The 15,730-nt window shown below is 63.0% G+C and carries 15 protein-coding genes; 7 read left to right on the top strand and 8 right to left on the bottom strand.

Going from position 1 to position 15,730, the window contains the following annotated elements:
- Positions 1 to 43: 43 nt before the first annotated feature.
- On the bottom strand, positions 44 to 454 hold the full coding sequence (locus RFM40_RS07980; RefSeq protein ID WP_320220042.1) for a RidA family protein: 411 nt from the start codon (positions 452 to 454) through the stop codon (positions 44 to 46).
- A gap of 378 nt (positions 455 to 832) precedes the next feature.
- Here RFM40_RS07980 and RFM40_RS07975 point away from each other — a divergent pair, with 378 nt between their 5' ends.
- The 3 genes from RFM40_RS07975 to RFM40_RS07965 all read left to right on the top strand — a co-directional run bounded on the left by RFM40_RS07975 (position 833) and on the right by RFM40_RS07965 (position 3,406).
- The gene (locus RFM40_RS07975; RefSeq protein WP_320277358.1) at positions 833 to 1,417 is read left to right on the top strand and encodes a DUF1214 domain-containing protein; all 585 of its coding nucleotides are present in this window, start codon (positions 833 to 835) and stop codon (positions 1,415 to 1,417) included.
- Complete coding sequence (locus RFM40_RS07970; protein WP_320225527.1) at positions 1,410 to 1,958, top strand: DUF1254 domain-containing protein; 549 nt, start codon at positions 1,410 to 1,412, stop codon at positions 1,956 to 1,958. The genes RFM40_RS07975 and RFM40_RS07970 overlap by 8 nt, the downstream gene beginning before the upstream one ends.
- A gap of 437 nt (positions 1,959 to 2,395) precedes the next feature.
- On the top strand, positions 2,396 to 3,406 hold the full coding sequence (locus RFM40_RS07965; RefSeq protein ID WP_320225528.1) for a hypothetical protein: 1,011 nt from the start codon (positions 2,396 to 2,398) through the stop codon (positions 3,404 to 3,406).
- A 657-nt stretch (positions 3,407 to 4,063) separates the two neighbouring features.
- Here the strand turns inward: RFM40_RS07965 and RFM40_RS07960 are convergent.
- From RFM40_RS07960 to RFM40_RS07945, 4 genes are all read right to left on the bottom strand, one after another.
- Positions 4,064 to 4,411, bottom strand: coding sequence for a DUF1491 family protein (locus tag RFM40_RS07960; protein WP_320225529.1), 348 nt, complete (start codon positions 4,409 to 4,411; stop codon positions 4,064 to 4,066).
- 30 nt (positions 4,412 to 4,441) lie between these two features.
- Complete coding sequence (locus tag RFM40_RS07955; protein WP_320225530.1) at positions 4,442 to 4,681, bottom strand: type II toxin-antitoxin system ParD family antitoxin; 240 nt, start codon at positions 4,679 to 4,681, stop codon at positions 4,442 to 4,444.
- Positions 4,682 to 4,868: 187 nt separating this feature from the next.
- Positions 4,869 to 5,663 (bottom strand): peptidoglycan-binding domain-containing protein, encoded by a 795-nt coding sequence (locus RFM40_RS07950; RefSeq protein ID WP_320225531.1) that lies wholly within the window; start codon positions 5,661 to 5,663, stop codon positions 4,869 to 4,871.
- On the bottom strand, positions 5,638 to 7,380 hold the full coding sequence (locus tag RFM40_RS07945; RefSeq protein ID WP_320225532.1) for a sensor histidine kinase: 1,743 nt from the start codon (positions 7,378 to 7,380) through the stop codon (positions 5,638 to 5,640). Before RFM40_RS07945 ends, RFM40_RS07950 begins: the two co-directional genes overlap by 26 nt.
- 531 nt (positions 7,381 to 7,911) lie before the next feature.
- On the opposite strand from RFM40_RS07945, the gene RFM40_RS07940 reads away from it, so the two are divergent.
- Positions 7,912 to 8,304, top strand: a complete 393-nt coding sequence (locus RFM40_RS07940) for a DUF5330 domain-containing protein (protein WP_320225533.1) — start codon at positions 7,912 to 7,914, stop codon at positions 8,302 to 8,304.
- 238 nt (positions 8,305 to 8,542) lie between these two features.
- Positions 8,543 to 8,971 (top strand): SufE family protein, encoded by a 429-nt coding sequence (locus RFM40_RS07935; RefSeq protein ID WP_320225678.1) that lies wholly within the window; start codon positions 8,543 to 8,545, stop codon positions 8,969 to 8,971.
- A 70-nt stretch (positions 8,972 to 9,041) separates the two neighbouring features.
- On the opposite strand, the gene RFM40_RS07930 is transcribed toward RFM40_RS07935, so the two are convergent.
- Together RFM40_RS07930 and RFM40_RS07925 are read right to left on the bottom strand one after the other, a co-directional pair.
- Positions 9,042 to 9,467 (bottom strand): Ros/MucR family transcriptional regulator, encoded by a 426-nt coding sequence (locus RFM40_RS07930; RefSeq protein WP_320225534.1) that lies wholly within the window; start codon positions 9,465 to 9,467, stop codon positions 9,042 to 9,044.
- Positions 9,468 to 9,879: 412 nt separating this feature from the next.
- Complete coding sequence (locus RFM40_RS07925; protein ID WP_320225535.1) at positions 9,880 to 10,248, bottom strand: SH3 domain-containing protein; 369 nt, start codon at positions 10,246 to 10,248, stop codon at positions 9,880 to 9,882.
- Between the two features lie 109 nt (positions 10,249 to 10,357).
- Here RFM40_RS07925 and RFM40_RS07920 point away from each other — a divergent pair, with 109 nt between their 5' ends.
- Positions 10,358 to 12,457 carry a S9 family peptidase gene (locus RFM40_RS07920; protein WP_320225536.1) on the top strand — a complete coding sequence of 700 codons (2,100 nt, stop codon included), beginning with the start codon at positions 10,358 to 10,360 and terminating at the stop codon, positions 12,455 to 12,457.
- A 145-nt stretch (positions 12,458 to 12,602) separates the two neighbouring features.
- Positions 12,603 to 12,992, top strand: coding sequence for an SET domain-containing protein (locus RFM40_RS07915; RefSeq protein ID WP_320225537.1), 390 nt, complete (start codon positions 12,603 to 12,605; stop codon positions 12,990 to 12,992).
- A 35-nt stretch (positions 12,993 to 13,027) separates the two neighbouring features.
- On the opposite strand, the gene RFM40_RS07910 is transcribed toward RFM40_RS07915, so the two are convergent.
- On the bottom strand, positions 13,028 to 15,625 hold the full coding sequence (locus tag RFM40_RS07910; RefSeq protein ID WP_320225538.1) for an AMP-binding protein: 2,598 nt from the start codon (positions 15,623 to 15,625) through the stop codon (positions 13,028 to 13,030).
- Positions 15,626 to 15,730 lie beyond the last annotated feature (105 nt).

Raw genomic sequence — 15,730 nt, 5'->3', positions numbered from 1 at the left:
TACCTTTTCACAGTGATAAAGACGCGGGCCGCCTTGTGCGACGCTAGCTTCTGACGGCCTCGTCAATGACCGCTATCGCGTCGACCTCAATCAGATAGCCTGGGGACATTATCGCGACCCCGACCACCACATTCGCTGGCTTGTGATCTCCAAACAGCGAAATCTGCGCTTCTTCGATGATCGGAACGTGTTCATCGCGCTTATAGTCGACAATGTAGATTGTGATCTTGCAAACTTGCTCAGGCCGTGCACCTGCCGCACTGAGCGCCCGGCCGAGATTGCTGAATGCCAGGCGCGCTTGCGCCGCAAAATCACCATACCCAACGAGCTTGCCATGTATGTCTTCGGGTTGCTGACCTGAGACGAATACCAGCTTGGATCCCGTCGCGACGACAACCTGTGTGTACATCTCTGGAACTGGCAGACCATCTGGGTTGATGAGTTCGAGCGCCATTGAATAATCTCCTTCTTCGTTCGACTGAAATCGACATTGGTGATCACCGCGTCGCCGGCACACGGGACGATGGCAAAGCGTCGGCGCTGGTGCGTGGCGGTCTAGCCGCCTGCAGCGCCGCATGAGGCATCGATGATCAGGAGGTCGCAGGGCGGAATCTCGCCCATGACTGGCCGGTCGTCAACACCGGGAATGCGGCGCTGCTTGTTCGATAGAAAGACTTCATGGCAGTGTGCCATGTGCATGAGCGCCGAAGCGCAGGAAGCACCCATTTGCAGGCCGGCATCACCTGAATATCGCCGCGCCTTGGAGCAAGCCGGCTTGCCACGAGGCCCCGCGCCGCGATATCCCGAACAACCTCCTCTGTTCCGGCCCTTCATGCTCAGAAACGCATTCCTCACGCTGCTTTCGCTTGCCATGGCCATCGGCCTGGGCGGCGGCAGCGTTTGGTACGCGCTCAACGCGCAGGACGGCGTCGGCGCGATCCGCATCGGCCAATGGACCGCCTTTCCCGAAATCGGCACCCAGGCGGCCGACCCCTATTCGAAGGCGCGTGTGGCGCGCGAGGGCGTGCTGGCGCTCGGCCAAGCGGAGGGGCTGTCCTTCGTCGCCGAGCGCGACGAGGCCGGCGAGCCGCTGAAACGGGAATGCGCCTACACGATCGAGGGCGGCTATCCGACGGCCCGGTTCTGGACGCTCTATGCCGCCGACCACTCGCTCGGCGTCATCGGCACCGGCAAGGCGAGACACGCGGCGCTGCAATCCTACGAGGTGCTGCGCCGGCCGGACAATTCGGTCGTCATCTCCGTCGGCGACCGCCCTGCGCCCGGCAACTGGCTGCTCACCAACGGCTTCGGCAAGATGTATTTCGTGCTGACCTTCTACGACACGCCGATCGCGTCGAGCACCGGGCTTTCCGACGTGACGCTGCCGCGCATCCTGAAGGCGGGCTGCCATGCGTAGCCTGCTGCACGCGCTCATCCTCGGCCTGCTCGGCGCCGGCATCGTGCATATCGTTGTGCTGTTCCTGGTGCCGGAATTTTCCGAGCGCGACGCCTGGTCGCGGCTGGCGCTGGCCTCCGACCTCTACAAGATGACGCGGCTTGACGCGGAGGCCGGCGTCGCGCCGGTGGTGAAGTCGGTCGACCCGATGTTCTACGCAGCTGCCTGCCGCTTCGATCTCGCCGACGGGCTGGTGCGGATCCGGGCACCGGGCGACGTGCCGTTCTGGTCGGCTTCGGTCTATGACCGCAACGGCCACAACATCTATTCTTTCAACGACCACAATGCGAACGGCGAGAAGCTCGATGCCGTGGTGCTGACACCGGCGCAGATGATCGACGTGCGGCGCGATCTTCCGGAGGAGCTTCAGGGCGCGATCTTCGTCGAGGCGCCGATCGAGGAAGGCATCCTCGTCGTCCGCGCCTTCGTGCCGGACGACAGCTGGAAGCCGATCGTGTCACGCTTTCTCGAGCAAAGCGCCTGCGAGCTGCAGGATTATTAGCGTTTGCCGCAGTTCCGGACGGAAAACCGCTACACACTTTTCCTGCCTCTGGTTAGACCGTCAATGGTGCGGGACGGGAGGCCGAGGCGAACCTGGCTTGTCCGCGTCGCCCGGACGCGCCGCGCCGACCTGCGGCGGCTGCTCGTAGCGGACGCCGGGGAAGATGATGACCGCCGCCGCCGTATCGGTAGCGTGATTTACTCGATTGACCGATGCCGTTCTCGGCACAAAAGACAGGACCATGCCCATGGTTCGCGCATTCCTCTCGGTTTGACCGGAGCCCAACGCAACGCCTCCAAAGTTGATTAAGACGGGCAGAGGGTTAACGGAGCGCTAACGGATCGCGGCTAATTTGACCTTTGTTCCCTGGAGATGCGAAACCGGCCCGGCCGGATTGCGCAGGGCCGGGTCTGTGTCGAGTATCGGGCGTATCCTCCGTGTCATCTTCGGATTTCAGGCAAATCGCTATCCGGACCGAAGCTGGAAAAGCCGAAAGGCTGTTCCGCGCCGCCGTATCGGCGTTCTGCTCGCTGACACGTCCCTCTCGCCGCGAGATCGCCCAGCTCGAGGATCTGACGCTGCCGCTGTTCGACGAGGTGTCGGTCGAATCGCGCCGCTATGTCGCCGCCGCCCTTTCCGAATGCGAGTATGCGCCGGCCGCGCTGGTGCGGCGGCTGGCCGAAGAACCGGTCGAGATCGCGGCACCGCTGCTTACCCGCTCGAACGCGCTGAGCGACATCGACCTCATCGCGCTGATTGGCCGCCATGGCCTGCCGCACGCGCGCACGATCGCCCGCCGCAAGGCGCTCAATGCGACCATCGCCCAGCTGATCCGAGCGCTGGAGAGGCCGACGCTGGTCAAGACGCGGCCGCCGGAGACGATCACCAAGCTCGCGCCGGTGAAACCGGCGCCCGCCGACACCGCGGAAGACAAACAACCGGTTCCCGGCGAAGCCGAGGAGGGTGCGCGGCGCCGCCTGCGCTCGATGATGCGGCCCACCGGCGACGGCGTCGCCGTCAACCTGTTCCTCGGCCAGCCAACCTATGTGAAGCTGCGCGAGACGGCGCTGACCGGCAATGCCGCCTTCTTCCAGACAGCGCTTGCCGATGCGCTCGACGTCGATTTCACCACGGCCCGCTCGGTGACCGAGCAACCGAGCTACGCCGCGCTGCTTTCGGCGCTCAAGGCGCTCGACCTCAGCGAAGACAGGGCCTTCCTGATCGCGGTCGCCGTCTATCCCGGCGAGTTCCCGCATCCGCAGGCGATCCGGCTGTTCCTCGACCGCTACCGGCTGCTGCATCGCGAGGCAGCGCTCGACAAGGTGCGGACCTGGAAGGCCGAGACCCTGTCGCGGGCGATTCGCGGCAACGCCGCCGACGCGGCGACTACCGAGCGCCGGGAAGCGTCGAACAGTGACGGTTTAGCCACCAACCTCAAGGCGTCCTAGAGCGATTCGGCGTCCGGAAGAATCGCCGATCAGCTCGCGCGAGGCGAAGGTCCGAATGAGCCGTGGGTGCTCGACGGTCCTGCGATATCTCAGCGTTCTTCTCGCTTTTTTTGGGAATAGAGCTACGCAGGGCTGCGTTGAGGACAGTGAAAGGGTCATGACCCTTTCACTAAACGCGCCGCCCTTGCCCCTGCAGAAGCCTTCCGACCACCTCAAGGTTGGGCGTTGGACGCGACGCTGAACATCCTCACAATGATTGGAGAACCCAATGATGCGAACACTTGTGTTCTTTGCGACGCTTTCGTTGCTTGCCGGCCCCGCGTCGGCATCCGATCATCTCTTCACTGCCGTAGGAGCAGGTGGCTTGACGACATCGAGCCAACCTTTCCAGAACGGCACAGATAACCCAGGCCGACCGGGCACTTCCGTCTCAGGCGAAGGTAGTCCGCTGTCGGGAGACGAGCATACGGTGCCTGCGACGGAAACGGCGACAGGTGCCACGTCCAAGACCCCACCGTCGGTTGATCAGGGCAAGACGGCGCCGGCGGCCAACGCACGCTGACAGTCGCCTTGCCGAACAATCCAGGTAGTTCAGCGTTTGGCTGAAACGCTGAACTGCTCTGATTTGTTTTTGCAAGATCCCGAACAGGCCGAGGCCTATTCCGCTTTGACGGACAGAAGTTCTTCGACAGGAGCAGCTCCCGCCTCGATCTCGATCACCCAGATGTCGGGATCGAATTTTTTTTCTCTCTCCAGCCGCGCATCGAATGCTGCGGCTTCGTCGCCGGAGTCGAGCATGGTGAAGAAGCGCTCGTCGGGCTTGGCCGAATCGTAGCTCGTCTGCGGCGCCGGTCCGTAGAGAGCCACCTCCCCCAGCCGCCCACGCGACAGCACGAAGACGGCGCCCGCCTCGGTCGCACCGCGCTTGACCACGGCGGCAAAACCGCCGGCGCCGAACACGCGGCGCACAAGAGCCGACACCCAAAGATCGGTGGTCACGCGCATGGCAGGATTCCGGATGGCATGCGCGGTTCCTTACTTGGCTTTTGCCAAGTTGGCGCGGTGACGAGCATCCAGTTCGGAAAAGACTTCATCGGCCGGGATGCCCCTCGCCGGATTCTGCCGAAGCTCGGCGAGACGGGAGGGTATTTCGCTGCGCAGCCACTTCTCCCGCTCCGCCTCGAAATCTTCAAGCATCCGCAGGCCCGCATGGACAACCTCGCTGGCATTCTTGCAGCGGCCGGATTCGACCTGTTTGCGGATGAAGTTTGGCATCGCGACCTCGTGCCTTGGCATGGCCCCAATAGCAATAGATGTCAGACATTAGGACCTTTGGTTTCGACTTTATGCGCCATTCCTGCTCGTTGGCCTTCCAACGGCAAGCGTAGAAGAAACCGTGATTGTCGGAGGACCGGGCGCTCGCTGCCGACAGGATACGATACGCGACGGGACAAATCCCGACTCAGTTCGTCAGGCCGATCTCGCGCATCTTGACGTAGACAGCTTCGTCCGGCTCGCCGGTTTCGGGCAGGCCGAACAGCGCCTGGAACTCCTTGATCGCGGCCTTGGTGCGGGTGCCGACGACGCCGTCGAGCTGCATTTCGTCATTGCCGAATGCCTTGAGGCCAGCCTGGATCTTAATGATGCGGGCGTCGGGCGTCTGCGTTGCACCATCGGCCGGGGCGGAGACCGGAATTGCCGCCGGGGCCGGCTTGGCGGCCTGGGCCGTTGCGCCATCGGCCGGCCGCGGCGCCGGGTGCGGAATGGCCGCGGTCGTCTGCCTGGCGCCGAGCTGATCGAGCAGCGCGCCGTCGATCTCGCCCGATCCCGGCAAGCCGACCTTGAGCTGATAGGCCTGGATGGCCTTGCGCGTGGCGGGCCCCGTGAGGCCGTCGACCGTGCCGTCGTAGAAATTGAGGTCCTTCAAGATGCCCTGCACCTGCTGGACGACCGGGTCGGGCTTGGGAGCCGGCTGCACCGGCGCCTGGCGCACGATATTGATGGTGGTCTCCGGTTCGTCGGAGACGGTGTGCGGGAAATTCTCGATGCTCCTGGTGGCGAAGAAGGCGCCTGTGTGCGGGAAGGGCTGGTACCAGAGCGCGTTGGCCGAAACGTAGAAGAGCGTCACCAGGAAGGCGGTCGAGCCGCCGACCAGAACCGGATTTCGCGAGATCACCTGGCCGACGGCCACAGCGCCCTCGGCAAGGACGCCGCGCTCGGGTTCGACCACCTTAGGCCGTCTTGCGGAGCGAGCCATTGCTGTCCCCATCTGCATCCCCCTTCGGCTTTGCAACCGGCATCGGCAGCACCCCGATCGGCGCGCCCGAGCGCCGCTTCGGCCCGTTCACCGGCAGGCTGATCGTCACCGTGGTGCCTTCGCCCGGGGCGCTCTCGATCGACATCGTGCCCTCGTGCAGCGCCACCAGGCCCTTGACCAGCGACAGGCCGAGCCCGGTTCCCTCGAAACGGCGCGTATAGTCGTTCTGGATCTGCATGAACGGCTTGCCGAGATTGGCCATATCCTCCTCGGCGATGCCGATGCCGGTGTCGCTGACCCAGAAATGCAGCCGCGAGCCGACGCGCTTGGCGCCGATCACCACATTGCCGCCGTCGGGCGTGAACTTCACGGCGTTCGAAACGAGATTGATCAGGATCTGCTGCACGGCGCGGCGGTCGGCGTTGATCTCGCCGGCGTCCGGCGCCACCTGCGCGGCGAGCGCGATGCTCTTGGCGTCGGCCAGCGGCCGCATCATCGAGCGGCACATATCGACCGCCTCGACGAAGCGGAACGGTTCCAGCTCGGTCGCATAGGCGCCGGCCTCGATGCGCGAGACGTCGAGGATCGAGGTGACGACGGACAGGAGATGCTGGCCGGACTCCCTGACCAGGCCGACATATTCCTTCTGGCGAGGATCGCGGAAGGCGCCGAACATCTCGTGCAGCAGCATGTCGGAGAAGCCGATGATGGCGTTGAGCGGCGTGCGCAGCTCGTGGCTGACCACCGCCAGGAAACGGCCCTTGGCCACTTCGGCGGCCGCGGCGGCTTCCTTCGCCGAGGCAAGCTCTTCGCGCAGAGCAGCGACGTCGTCGTTCTCGCGCAGCACGAGGGTGAAGACCTCCGGCTCGAGCCCGCCGCGCATCAATTCCAGGCGGAACGGGCGGAAATTGTCGGCCGAGCCGCCACCGTCGCGCGGCAGCCGGATGCGCAGGTCGAGCCGGCGCTTCGGCGCGCCCTCGCGCATGTCCGCGAGCGCGGTGAGATAGGCAACGCGGTCGGAAAGATGGACGCGCTCGAACAGACCCGTGCCGAGCAAGAGCTCCGGCGCCAGCTTCAGAATGGAACGCGCCTTGGCCGAAGCGTCGAGCACGTCGCCCTGGCGGCCGACGCGCAGCACCACGGCGTCGATGATCTCCTCGAGGCGGTCGGCCGCGGGCTCAGCCTGGCGCCCGCTGGCCGGATTGGCGAAGGCCGCCGCGCGGGGCAGCAGCGTCAGCGCCCAGGCAAGCGGCAACAGCCAGTGCCAGCTGGCGATCCCGGCCGCGCCGAGCGGCACCAACTGGTTCGCGAAGGGCTGCAGCAGAATGGCGGCAAGAGCCGCCAGCGCGCCCGAAAGTGCTGCGCGCCGTGAGCCGGCGATCCACCAGGCTTCGACCGGCAAAGCGACGGCAAGCAGGGCTACCGGCGAGGCCAGACCGCCTGCCGCGGCAATAGCGCCAGCAAGTGCGATACCACCAATCGTAACCGCCGTACGGCCGGCAAGCGCCATGCGGCCGGTGGCGGCGACCAGAAGCGCGGCGAACCAGCATAGGCCGAAAGCGGCAAAGATCGCGCCCACGGTAACGGCCGCACCGAGACTTGAGGTGACCAGCGTCACCGCCGCGCCCGCGGCGAGAAACGGAGCGGCGAGCATGACGCCGATGAAGCGGCGCTGACGCAGGCGCTCAGTCTCGCCCGTGACGGTAGGGTGAACCATGCGTTCGCAGCCGGCGGCAACCGCGCCAGGCAGATGAACGTATCTGGTCGTAATCGAACTCAACGCACTCGTACCCGGTCGTGAAACTGCCCTGCTTTGCAGGTGAATCTTAATTGGCTTGAAACTGGCATCCAGCGTTTAAGGAATGGATAAGGCAGACGAGGCGATCGCCGCGCCCGCGGCAAATATTGGGACGCCGGCATGGGAAAGCCGGTCGATCTGCCCCCATGGTAAATGGAGCGTTAGCCGCAGCCGGCGCACCCGGTCTTCTGAAAACCCAGCGCCGGCGCCGGCTCTTGCCGAAATTTCCATGTTAAAACAGATATATAGATGGTTATCGTAAAGTTAATGCAATCGATGAGACTTGAATGAAATCAATCTCGAAAACCAATCCTTTCGAATTTATCTAAAATTTGAAGAAAATTCGCGGCTTCGGCGCAAGCCGTCCTTTGCGCGCCCGTGCCACTATCCTGCCCATAAAAGAGGTCATGCCGATGGATGCATGATCCTGTCACGACGAGAGGCATTGAGATGGGCTTTCTGATCAGGATGGCTTTCTGGTTTTCGCTGGTGCTTCTGGCACTGCCGCTCAGCGTCGGCCCCGACGAGGATGGCCGCGAGGCGGTCGGGCCGATCCAGGCGCTGTTTGCGGCGCGCGAGGCGGTCGGCGACATTGCCGGCATCTGCGAGCGCAAGCCGGACGTCTGCGAGACCGGCAAATCGGCCATGCACACCATCACTGTTCGCGCCCAGGAAACCGCCAAGATCGCCGCCGCCATGCTGGACGACAAGCAGTCGGAAAAGGCAGCCGCGCCCGAGGCGAAGGTTGCGGAGACTTCTGTCGAGACCACCGGCAGCGTTGCCGAAGACGTCGTGCTGCCCGCCAAGGTCAACATCCCGGTGATGCTGACGGCGAAGAACTGAGATTCTTTTTCAACCGTTCGCTCGGCTTCTTTAGTTTTGGCGCAATTCCGGACGGAAAACCGCTACGCACTTTTCCTGGAATTGCTCTCTGTTTAGTTTTTGGCGCAATTCCGGACGGAAAACCGTTTCACACTTTTCCTGGAATTGCTCTAACGCCGCGGGCCCGTCCGACCTCTCGACGCCCGCGGCGTCTTTCTTTTTCCGTGACGCGGCGGCGCCGGGTCACTATATGCGGGCAATGAGGACCTCGATCGAAACGATCCGCGACGATTTCTCCCTGCTCGACGAGTGGGAAGACCGCTACCGCTATGTGATCGAGCTCGGCGAGGCGCTGCCGCCTTTTCCCGAGGCCGAACGCACCCCGGCCAACAAGGTGCCGGGCTGCGTCAGCCAGGTATGGCTGACGACCGAGCAAGGACCGGGCGTCGATCCGGTGATCCGCTTCCAGGGCGATTCGGACGCCCACATCGTGCGTGGCCTCGTCGCCATCATGCTGGCGCTGTTCTCGGGCCGGCCGGCCAGCCAGATCCAGAGCACCGACGCGGAAGTGACGCTGAAAGAGCTCGGCCTCGACGAGCATCTGTCGCCGCAGCGCGCCAACGGGCTTCGCTCGATGATCAAGCGCATCAAGCGCGAAGCGGATGCCGCCTTGAAGCAGACGGCCTGACTCTTCGCCTTCCTGAAAGCAAAACGGCGCCCCAAGGGCGCCGTCGAATTGCCGAACGCGAGCGGCGCGGTCAGCGACCCTTGCGCTTGCGGCCGAGGCCCATCTTCTTCGCCAGTTGCGAACGGGCCGCGGCGTAGTTCGGAGCGACCATTGGGTAGTTGGCGTCAAGACCCCACTTCTCGCGGTATTCTTCCGGAGTGAGGTTGTAATGGGTCATCAGGTGGCGCTTCAGCGACTTGAACTTCTTGCCGTCTTCGAGACAGACGATGTAGTCGTCATGCACGGAGCGCTTCGGGTTGACGGCCGGCTTCTGCTTCTCGGCCGATGGCTGCTCGCTCGTGCCGCCGACGCGGCCGAGCGCGGCATGGACATCGGCGATCAGGTTCGGCAGTTCGCCGACCGGCACCGGGTTGTTGCTGACATAGGCTGCGACGACATCGGCGGTCAGCTCGATCAGCGCGTCACTATTCCTTGAAGGTGTTTCGACGATATCCATTGTGTTCAGGCCCCAACGAGAGTTTGTTTTTAGACTGCGCCCTTTTTCTGGGATTGGGCATCGCGCGAATTTCATATAGGCAAGCCTCTGCGATTCGCGTCGCGCTATCTTAATGACGCTATGCTGCAAGTAAGTCAATTCGCTTATTGAATTATATTCGGCGATATTCATCAAATATTGCCAATTCAGCTTCAAAAATTCGTGCGCCGTGTAACTTAGCGAGATTTTTCTGGCCGGACCAGATCGGCCTGACGCTACGTCAAGTACGCTTTACACCTCGGGCAGCGCCAAAGAAAGTCGTCAATGCTTGACAAATGCTTGGCCGCCAGCACGGAGAATCCTGCAGACCACAGGCTGCAAGAACACTCATCCTCGCGTGGAGCGGGCAACGCAGATGGCCGCGACAGATCTCTCAATAGGGCGCGATATATTTGCCGTAGACCCAGCCGGTGATGAAATGACCGTTCTGTGCCGGATCGTGCCAGACCTCGCACCAGCGATATCGGATCGCCTGCCGCTGCTTCCAGTGCGGCTGGCCGGCAATGTCGAGCAGATCCATCCCGCCCGTGCAGCGGCCGGTCATCTGCAAGACGGTGCCATTCGGATAGGCGGCCTGCTTTTGCGATGTGTTTGACGGATATTTGCGCGCGTTGAGCGTGTCGCCGAACGGCACGCCCGCCACTTGCCAGGCGGCGAATACGGTTGCATGAGACTGACCGGAAAAGGCCAGCACTGTCGAAGCGACGGCAAAAGCCGCGGCGGCGCGAACATAGGATCTCATCTTTTCCCCCTTCAACTTACTTCTGTAGACCACCTTGAACCCCGCCCCTTGAACCCCTGCTGAGCGGCGTGTTCATTTGCCATTCAAGCAAATTCCACAGCGAGACGTAATGACCAGACCTTTCGCCTTCCCGACCGCCAACCCGCCGCGGCCCGACAAACGCCCCGTCTTCGATGTGCATCACGGCATCACCCGCACCGACGACTATACCTGGATGCGCGCCGACAACTGGCAGCAGATGTTCAGGGATCCATCGCTCCTCGACGGCGCCATCCGCGCCCATCTCGAGGCCGAGAATGCCTACCAGGCGGCGCTGATGGCCGACACGGCCGAACTGCGGGCCAAGCTGTTCGCCGAGATGAAGGGGCGCATCAAGGAAGACGACTCCACCGTGCCGATGAAGGACGGTCCTTATGCCTATGGCTCGTCCTTCCGGCAGGGCGGCGAGCAGCCGCGCTACTTCCGCACGCCGCGCGACGGCGGCGCCGACGAGATCCTGCTCGACGGCGACGCGGAAGCCGAAGGCAAGCCCTATTTCCGTCTCGGCGGCGTCGACCATTCGGCCGATCACAGGAAGCTGCTCTGGGCGTTCGACGACAGGGGTTCGGAATTCTTCACGCTGCGCGTGCGCGATGTCGCCAGCGGCAAGGAACTGGCCGACCAGATCCCTGATACCGGTGGCGGCGGTGTGTGGAACGCCGGCGACGACGGCTTCTTCTACACCCGCCTCGACGACAACCACCGCCCGTCAAAAGTGTTCTTCCATGCACTTGGCGACAGGCTTGAAAACGACCGGCTGATCTATGAGGAGACCGACCCGGGGTTCTTTATGGATGTCAGCGGCACGCGCTCCAACGACTGGATCATGATCGGCATCAACGACCATGAGACATCGGAATACCGGCTACTGCGCGCCGGCGAGCCGTTGGCCGAGCCGACGCTGGTAGCGGTCCGCGAAGCCGGCCTGCAATATGATCTGGAGGAAGGCGGCGACGTCTTCTTCATCCTCACCAATGCCGATGGCGCCAAGGATTTCAAGATCATGACCGCGCCGGCCGAAGATCCGGTGCGCGCCAACTGGAAGGAACTGGTGCCGCATGAACCCGGCCGGCTGATCCTGTCGGTGCTCGGCTTCAAGCATCACATGGTCAGGCTGGAGCGCAAGGAAGGCCTGCCGCGCATCGTGGTACGCGACCGCTCGAACGGCGACGAACATTTCATCTCCTTTGACGAGGAGGCCTTCTCGCTCGGTCTCTCCGGCTCCTACGAATACGACACCGAGGTGATGCGCTTCACCTATTCGTCGATGACGACGCCGGCGCAGGTGTTCGACTACAACATGCGCACCCGCGAGCGCGCGCTTTTGAAGACGCAGGAAGTGCCTTCGGGCCACGATCCGGAGCGCTATGTCACACGTCGGCTGATGGCGCCTGCCGCCGACGGCGAACTGGTGCCGATCTCGCTCCTGCACCACCGCGACACACCCCTCGACGGCTCGGCTCCCTGCCTGCTCTACGGCTACGGCTCCTACGGCATCGCGGTGCCGGCGGCGTTCAACACCAACTGGTTCTCGCTCGTCGATCGCGGCTTCGTCTTCGCCATCGCGCATATACGCGGCGGCAAGGACAAGGGCTATGGCTGGTACGACGACGGCAAGCGGGCGCACAAGATGAACACCTTCACCGACTTCATCGCCTGCGCGCGCCATCTGGTGGCCGAGCGTTACACGCAACACGACCGCATCGTCGCCCAAGGCGGCTCGGCCGGCGGCATGCTGATGGGGGCGATCGCCAACATGGCGCCCGAGAGTTTCGGAGGCATCGTCGCCGAAGTGCCGTTCGTCGACGTGCTCACCACCATGCTCGACGCCAGCCTGCCGCTGACGCCGCCGGAATGGCCCGAATGGGGCAACCCAATCGCTTCCGCCGACGACTACAACACGATCGCGGCCTATTCGCCCTACGACAATGTCGCTGCGCTCGACTATCCACCGATCCTGGCGCTGGCCGGGCTCACCGATCCGCGCGTCACCTATTGGGAGCCGGCCAAATGGGTGGCCCGGCTGCGCGACCGCAAGGCCGGCGACAACCCGGTGCTGTTCAAGATCAACATGGAGTCCGGCCACGCCGGCGCCTCCGGCCGGTTCTCGCGGCTGGAGGAGATCGCGTACATCTACGCCTATGCCTTGAAAGTGACCGGCAAGACCTAGTCGATCACGCAATTCCGGACGGAAAACCGCTTCACACTTTTCCTGGAATTGCCCAATTTTCCGCTCGCAATTGCGATGGCTGCGCGTTACCCAATTCGCGGCTTTTTCGCTGCGCGCTCGCCACTGAATTTCGTAAGGGTCCGCCATGCTGCTCGTCGACGTCTATCTCGACAAATCGCTTATCCAGGGCATTGGTGTCTTCGCCAAACACCGCATTCCGAAGGGCGCACTCATCTGGAAGCTCGACCCGAGATTCGACAGGCGCATTCCCGTCCAGACCTATGAGAACGAAAGCGGTCCGGTGAAGACCTATCTCGACCGCTATTCCTATCCGGACCGGCGCGATCCCAACTTCATCGTCTTTGAGGCGGATGACGCGCGCTACATGAACCACGCGGACGAGCCAAACTGCGACGTCTCCTCGCCTGAGGAGACCTACGCGCTGCGCGACATCGCGCCCGGCGAGGAACTAACCTGCGACTACAACCACTTTTTCGAAAACGGCTTCGATTTTTTGGGCGATCGTCACCCGTAACGGAAAGCGGTTCAGAACGACTGCAATGAGGCGCTTCAGGCGGAGCGCAATTCCGGCTGGCCTCCCATGGCAAATCTGCCGCGCAGGATTCGCATGCCTGCCAAGCATTTGCCGGCGATGATTCCTATAGCGATGCCGCCGGCAATCGCCAGCAGCTGGAAGATGGGAGCCGGCAGCACACCCGCGACGGGGGCCATCAACAGTTCCGGGACGAAACGATGGAATAGGTAGATCGGAAAAGCCGCAACAGCGATCTGCGCAACCACCCGCCCTACTCCGGCCGGCAGGCGAACACGCGGCAGGTAAAGAAGAACCAAAAGCGCCGCGAAGACCATCAGATACTTGACCGTCGTCCCCAACCAGACCGACTCCCAGAAGGCGAAATAACCCAGCACAGCTACGGCAAATCCGGTCAGGACGAGCTTTCTTACCGGACTGTCGGCAAGACCGGCACACCAACCAAACACGGCCAAATGAAAGACCCAGTAGATCGCAAAGATCTGGCGATTGCCCAAGTCGGAGAACAGCGGGACTGAAAAACGCGCGGCAGCGGCAAAAATCAAAAGGCCAAGCGAGAAAACGAAAGGTTGGGCCCGGGCGAGCTTGCGCACTCCAGGAATGGCAAAGATGAGGGCGAAGAGCAGGAGCGTCTGCGAATAGGCCTCGATGAACCAGTAAAGATACGGGATCATCTCGTGACGTTCCGGTTCGGCATAGCCCAAGTTCCCGGTAAGCGAAATCGAGGCCCAGGGCACCGCCCGCCAGGCAGCAGCGTAGGCGGCGACAATGAAAAAATACGGGATCAGGACGTCGATCGCGGGTCTCAGCGCGTGCCGAATTCGACCGGCAACGAAATGGGCCGACTGGAAACGCGCCAGGCTGTAGCCGACAAGCAGCATCATGACGCCGGAGCCGCCGGGGATCGGCCACAGCGTCTCGTGATGCAGCACCACCAGCAGGATCGCGATAACCCTCAGCACCAAATCAGCCGGCATCTCGCTTGCGTGCCCGTGTTCGGGAGGCCGCGCCTCCCCCTGGCGGTTCGCTAGTTCGGCAATGCTCAAGCGTTCCCAGCCGTACGGCAGGTCCATGCCGAGGCGTTCGAGTTCCAGAACCAGTTGCAGGAAGCGAAGGGAATCTCCGCCGAGGGAGACAAAGCTGTCATTGCGGCCGACGGCGAGCGGATAGAACACGCGGGCGTAGGCACCGAGCAGGCCACCCGTCTCGGAGCGGATTTCCGTCCGCCCTTTCAACATCTCCCGCTGGAGGCAAGCATAGTCGATTTTGCCGGAGGCAAGCCTGGGAAAGTCCTCGAGCGTCGCAACTCGAACCAGATTGGCTGGCAGGCGACTGACCTCAGCAAGGATGCGCTGTGCTCTCCCCACCGAGCCGGCGCCGATTACATAGGCCTGCAACCCCCGATCGTCGCCAACTACCGCAGCGGCAATGCCCGCCCGCTCCAGCGCCTGCTCCATGATATCGAAGCCGATCCTGAGGCCTGCAATCTTGGCGAAGCGGCTTTTGCGCCCAACGATGCGGAAGAAACCATGCTCGTCCTGTACGGCAATGTCGCCGGTGTTCAGGGTCTCGACCTCGGCGCCGCGCGCGAGGTCGCGGCGCTGCACGCCGTAACCCATCATTACGTTCGGACCGCGATAGACGAGCTCTCCAGGAATGCCCGATCGCCTGATCGGCACCCCTTCAGCATCGACTATGCCAAGGCTGCCGCCCGGGATGGCCACGCCGATCCGCTCCTCCCTGTCGGAAAGGCTCTCCGAGGGCACGAAAGCCATGCGTGCTGTCGCCTCGGTCTGGCCATACATGACGAAGAAGCGGCCGCCCCTGGCGCGCATGTGGTCCCGGTAAAGGCGGATGAGGTCGGGGCCAAGCTGCCCGCCCGCCACCGTCATCATGCGCAACGCCTTGAGCTCAGCGTCGCGAAAACGCACCCTTTCCAGAAGTTCGTAGGAATACGGTACGCCGGACAGATTCGTGCAGCCACCATCATCGATCGTCCCGAGGAAATCGTTGTCCATGACCGAGACGCCGGGGAAGAGGACACTGCCGCCCGCAATCAGATGCGAGTTAAGGACCGACAGCCCGTAAGAATAGTGGAGCGGCAGCACGAGAGCGGCCCGGTCGGTGGAAGAGAGTTCGAGGTAAGTTGCGATCGAGCGCGCATTGGCTTCGAGATTGCCGTAGGAAAGCCTGACCGCCTTGGCCGCGCCCGAGCTGCCGGACGTCATCAGCAGCAGCGCGAGATCGGGATGCAGCGGCTCTGCATCTCTGGCGGGCCGAGCTTCCTCAACGAGACGCCAGCGGCCGTCGGCCGGCCTGTAGGTGAAATCCGGCTGGAAGGCTGCCAGGAAATCGTCCCACTGCCTATTATCGCAGGGTGGCAGCATGGCCACTGCGTGCCCAGCCTGCAGAGCTCCGAGATAGGCAGCGACCGCATGCTCGGAGGCTTCTGCCGAGATAGCCACGAGCCGCTTTTTTCCTTGTCCCAACTGCGAGGCGAAGCGTAGCGCAAGGCTGCCGAGTTCCCCATAGGAGAGCGTTCGTCCGTCGGCGAAGACAAGCGCCGCACGCTGCTCGCAATGGGCGAATTCGGACACAAGGTCGATGGAGGGCATGGGCAAGCTTCGGTCCGCTGGGAATGGGCCCGAAGCGCCTATAATACATGAGTATTCAAGTCAACTAATGTGATGCTGGTTGCGATGCCAAACCACTGGGGCACT

It is taken from the genome of Mesorhizobium captivum (genome assembly GCF_033977165.1).
Taxonomy (GTDB): domain Bacteria; phylum Pseudomonadota; class Alphaproteobacteria; order Rhizobiales; family Rhizobiaceae; genus Mesorhizobium; species Mesorhizobium captivum.
This window is presented reverse-complemented; position numbering and strand designations above follow the sequence as displayed.

Excerpts from the sequence above, each read along its gene's own strand:
- RFM40_RS07975 (WP_320277358.1), top strand. The coding sequence starts at position 833 with ATGCTCAGAAACGCATTCCTCACGCTGCTTTCGCTTGCCATGGCCATC.
- RFM40_RS07920 (WP_320225536.1), top strand. The coding sequence starts at position 10,358 with ATGACCAGACCTTTCGCCTTCCCGACCGCCAACCCGCCGCGGCCCGAC.
- RFM40_RS07915 (WP_320225537.1), top strand. The coding sequence starts at position 12,603 with ATGCTGCTCGTCGACGTCTATCTCGACAAATCGCTTATCCAGGGCATT.
- RFM40_RS07970 (WP_320225527.1), top strand. The coding sequence starts at position 1,410 with ATGCGTAGCCTGCTGCACGCGCTCATCCTCGGCCTGCTCGGCGCCGGC.
- RFM40_RS07945 (WP_320225532.1), bottom strand. The coding sequence starts at position 7,380 with ATGGTTCACCCTACCGTCACGGGCGAGACTGAGCGCCTGCGTCAGCGC.
- RFM40_RS07935 (WP_320225678.1), top strand. The coding sequence starts at position 8,543 with ATGAGGACCTCGATCGAAACGATCCGCGACGATTTCTCCCTGCTCGAC.
- RFM40_RS07960 (WP_320225529.1), bottom strand. The coding sequence starts at position 4,411 with ATGCGCGTGACCACCGATCTTTGGGTGTCGGCTCTTGTGCGCCGCGTG.
- RFM40_RS07940 (WP_320225533.1), top strand. The coding sequence starts at position 7,912 with ATGGGCTTTCTGATCAGGATGGCTTTCTGGTTTTCGCTGGTGCTTCTG.
- RFM40_RS07950 (WP_320225531.1), bottom strand. The coding sequence starts at position 5,663 with ATGGCTCGCTCCGCAAGACGGCCTAAGGTGGTCGAACCCGAGCGCGGC.
- RFM40_RS07910 (WP_320225538.1), bottom strand. The coding sequence starts at position 15,625 with ATGCCCTCCATCGACCTTGTGTCCGAATTCGCCCATTGCGAGCAGCGT.
- RFM40_RS07955 (WP_320225530.1), bottom strand. The coding sequence starts at position 4,681 with ATGCCAAACTTCATCCGCAAACAGGTCGAATCCGGCCGCTGCAAGAAT.
- RFM40_RS07980 (WP_320220042.1), bottom strand. The coding sequence starts at position 454 with ATGGCGCTCGAACTCATCAACCCAGATGGTCTGCCAGTTCCAGAGATG.
- RFM40_RS07925 (WP_320225535.1), bottom strand. The coding sequence starts at position 10,248 with ATGAGATCCTATGTTCGCGCCGCCGCGGCTTTTGCCGTCGCTTCGACA.
- RFM40_RS07930 (WP_320225534.1), bottom strand. The coding sequence starts at position 9,467 with ATGGATATCGTCGAAACACCTTCAAGGAATAGTGACGCGCTGATCGAG.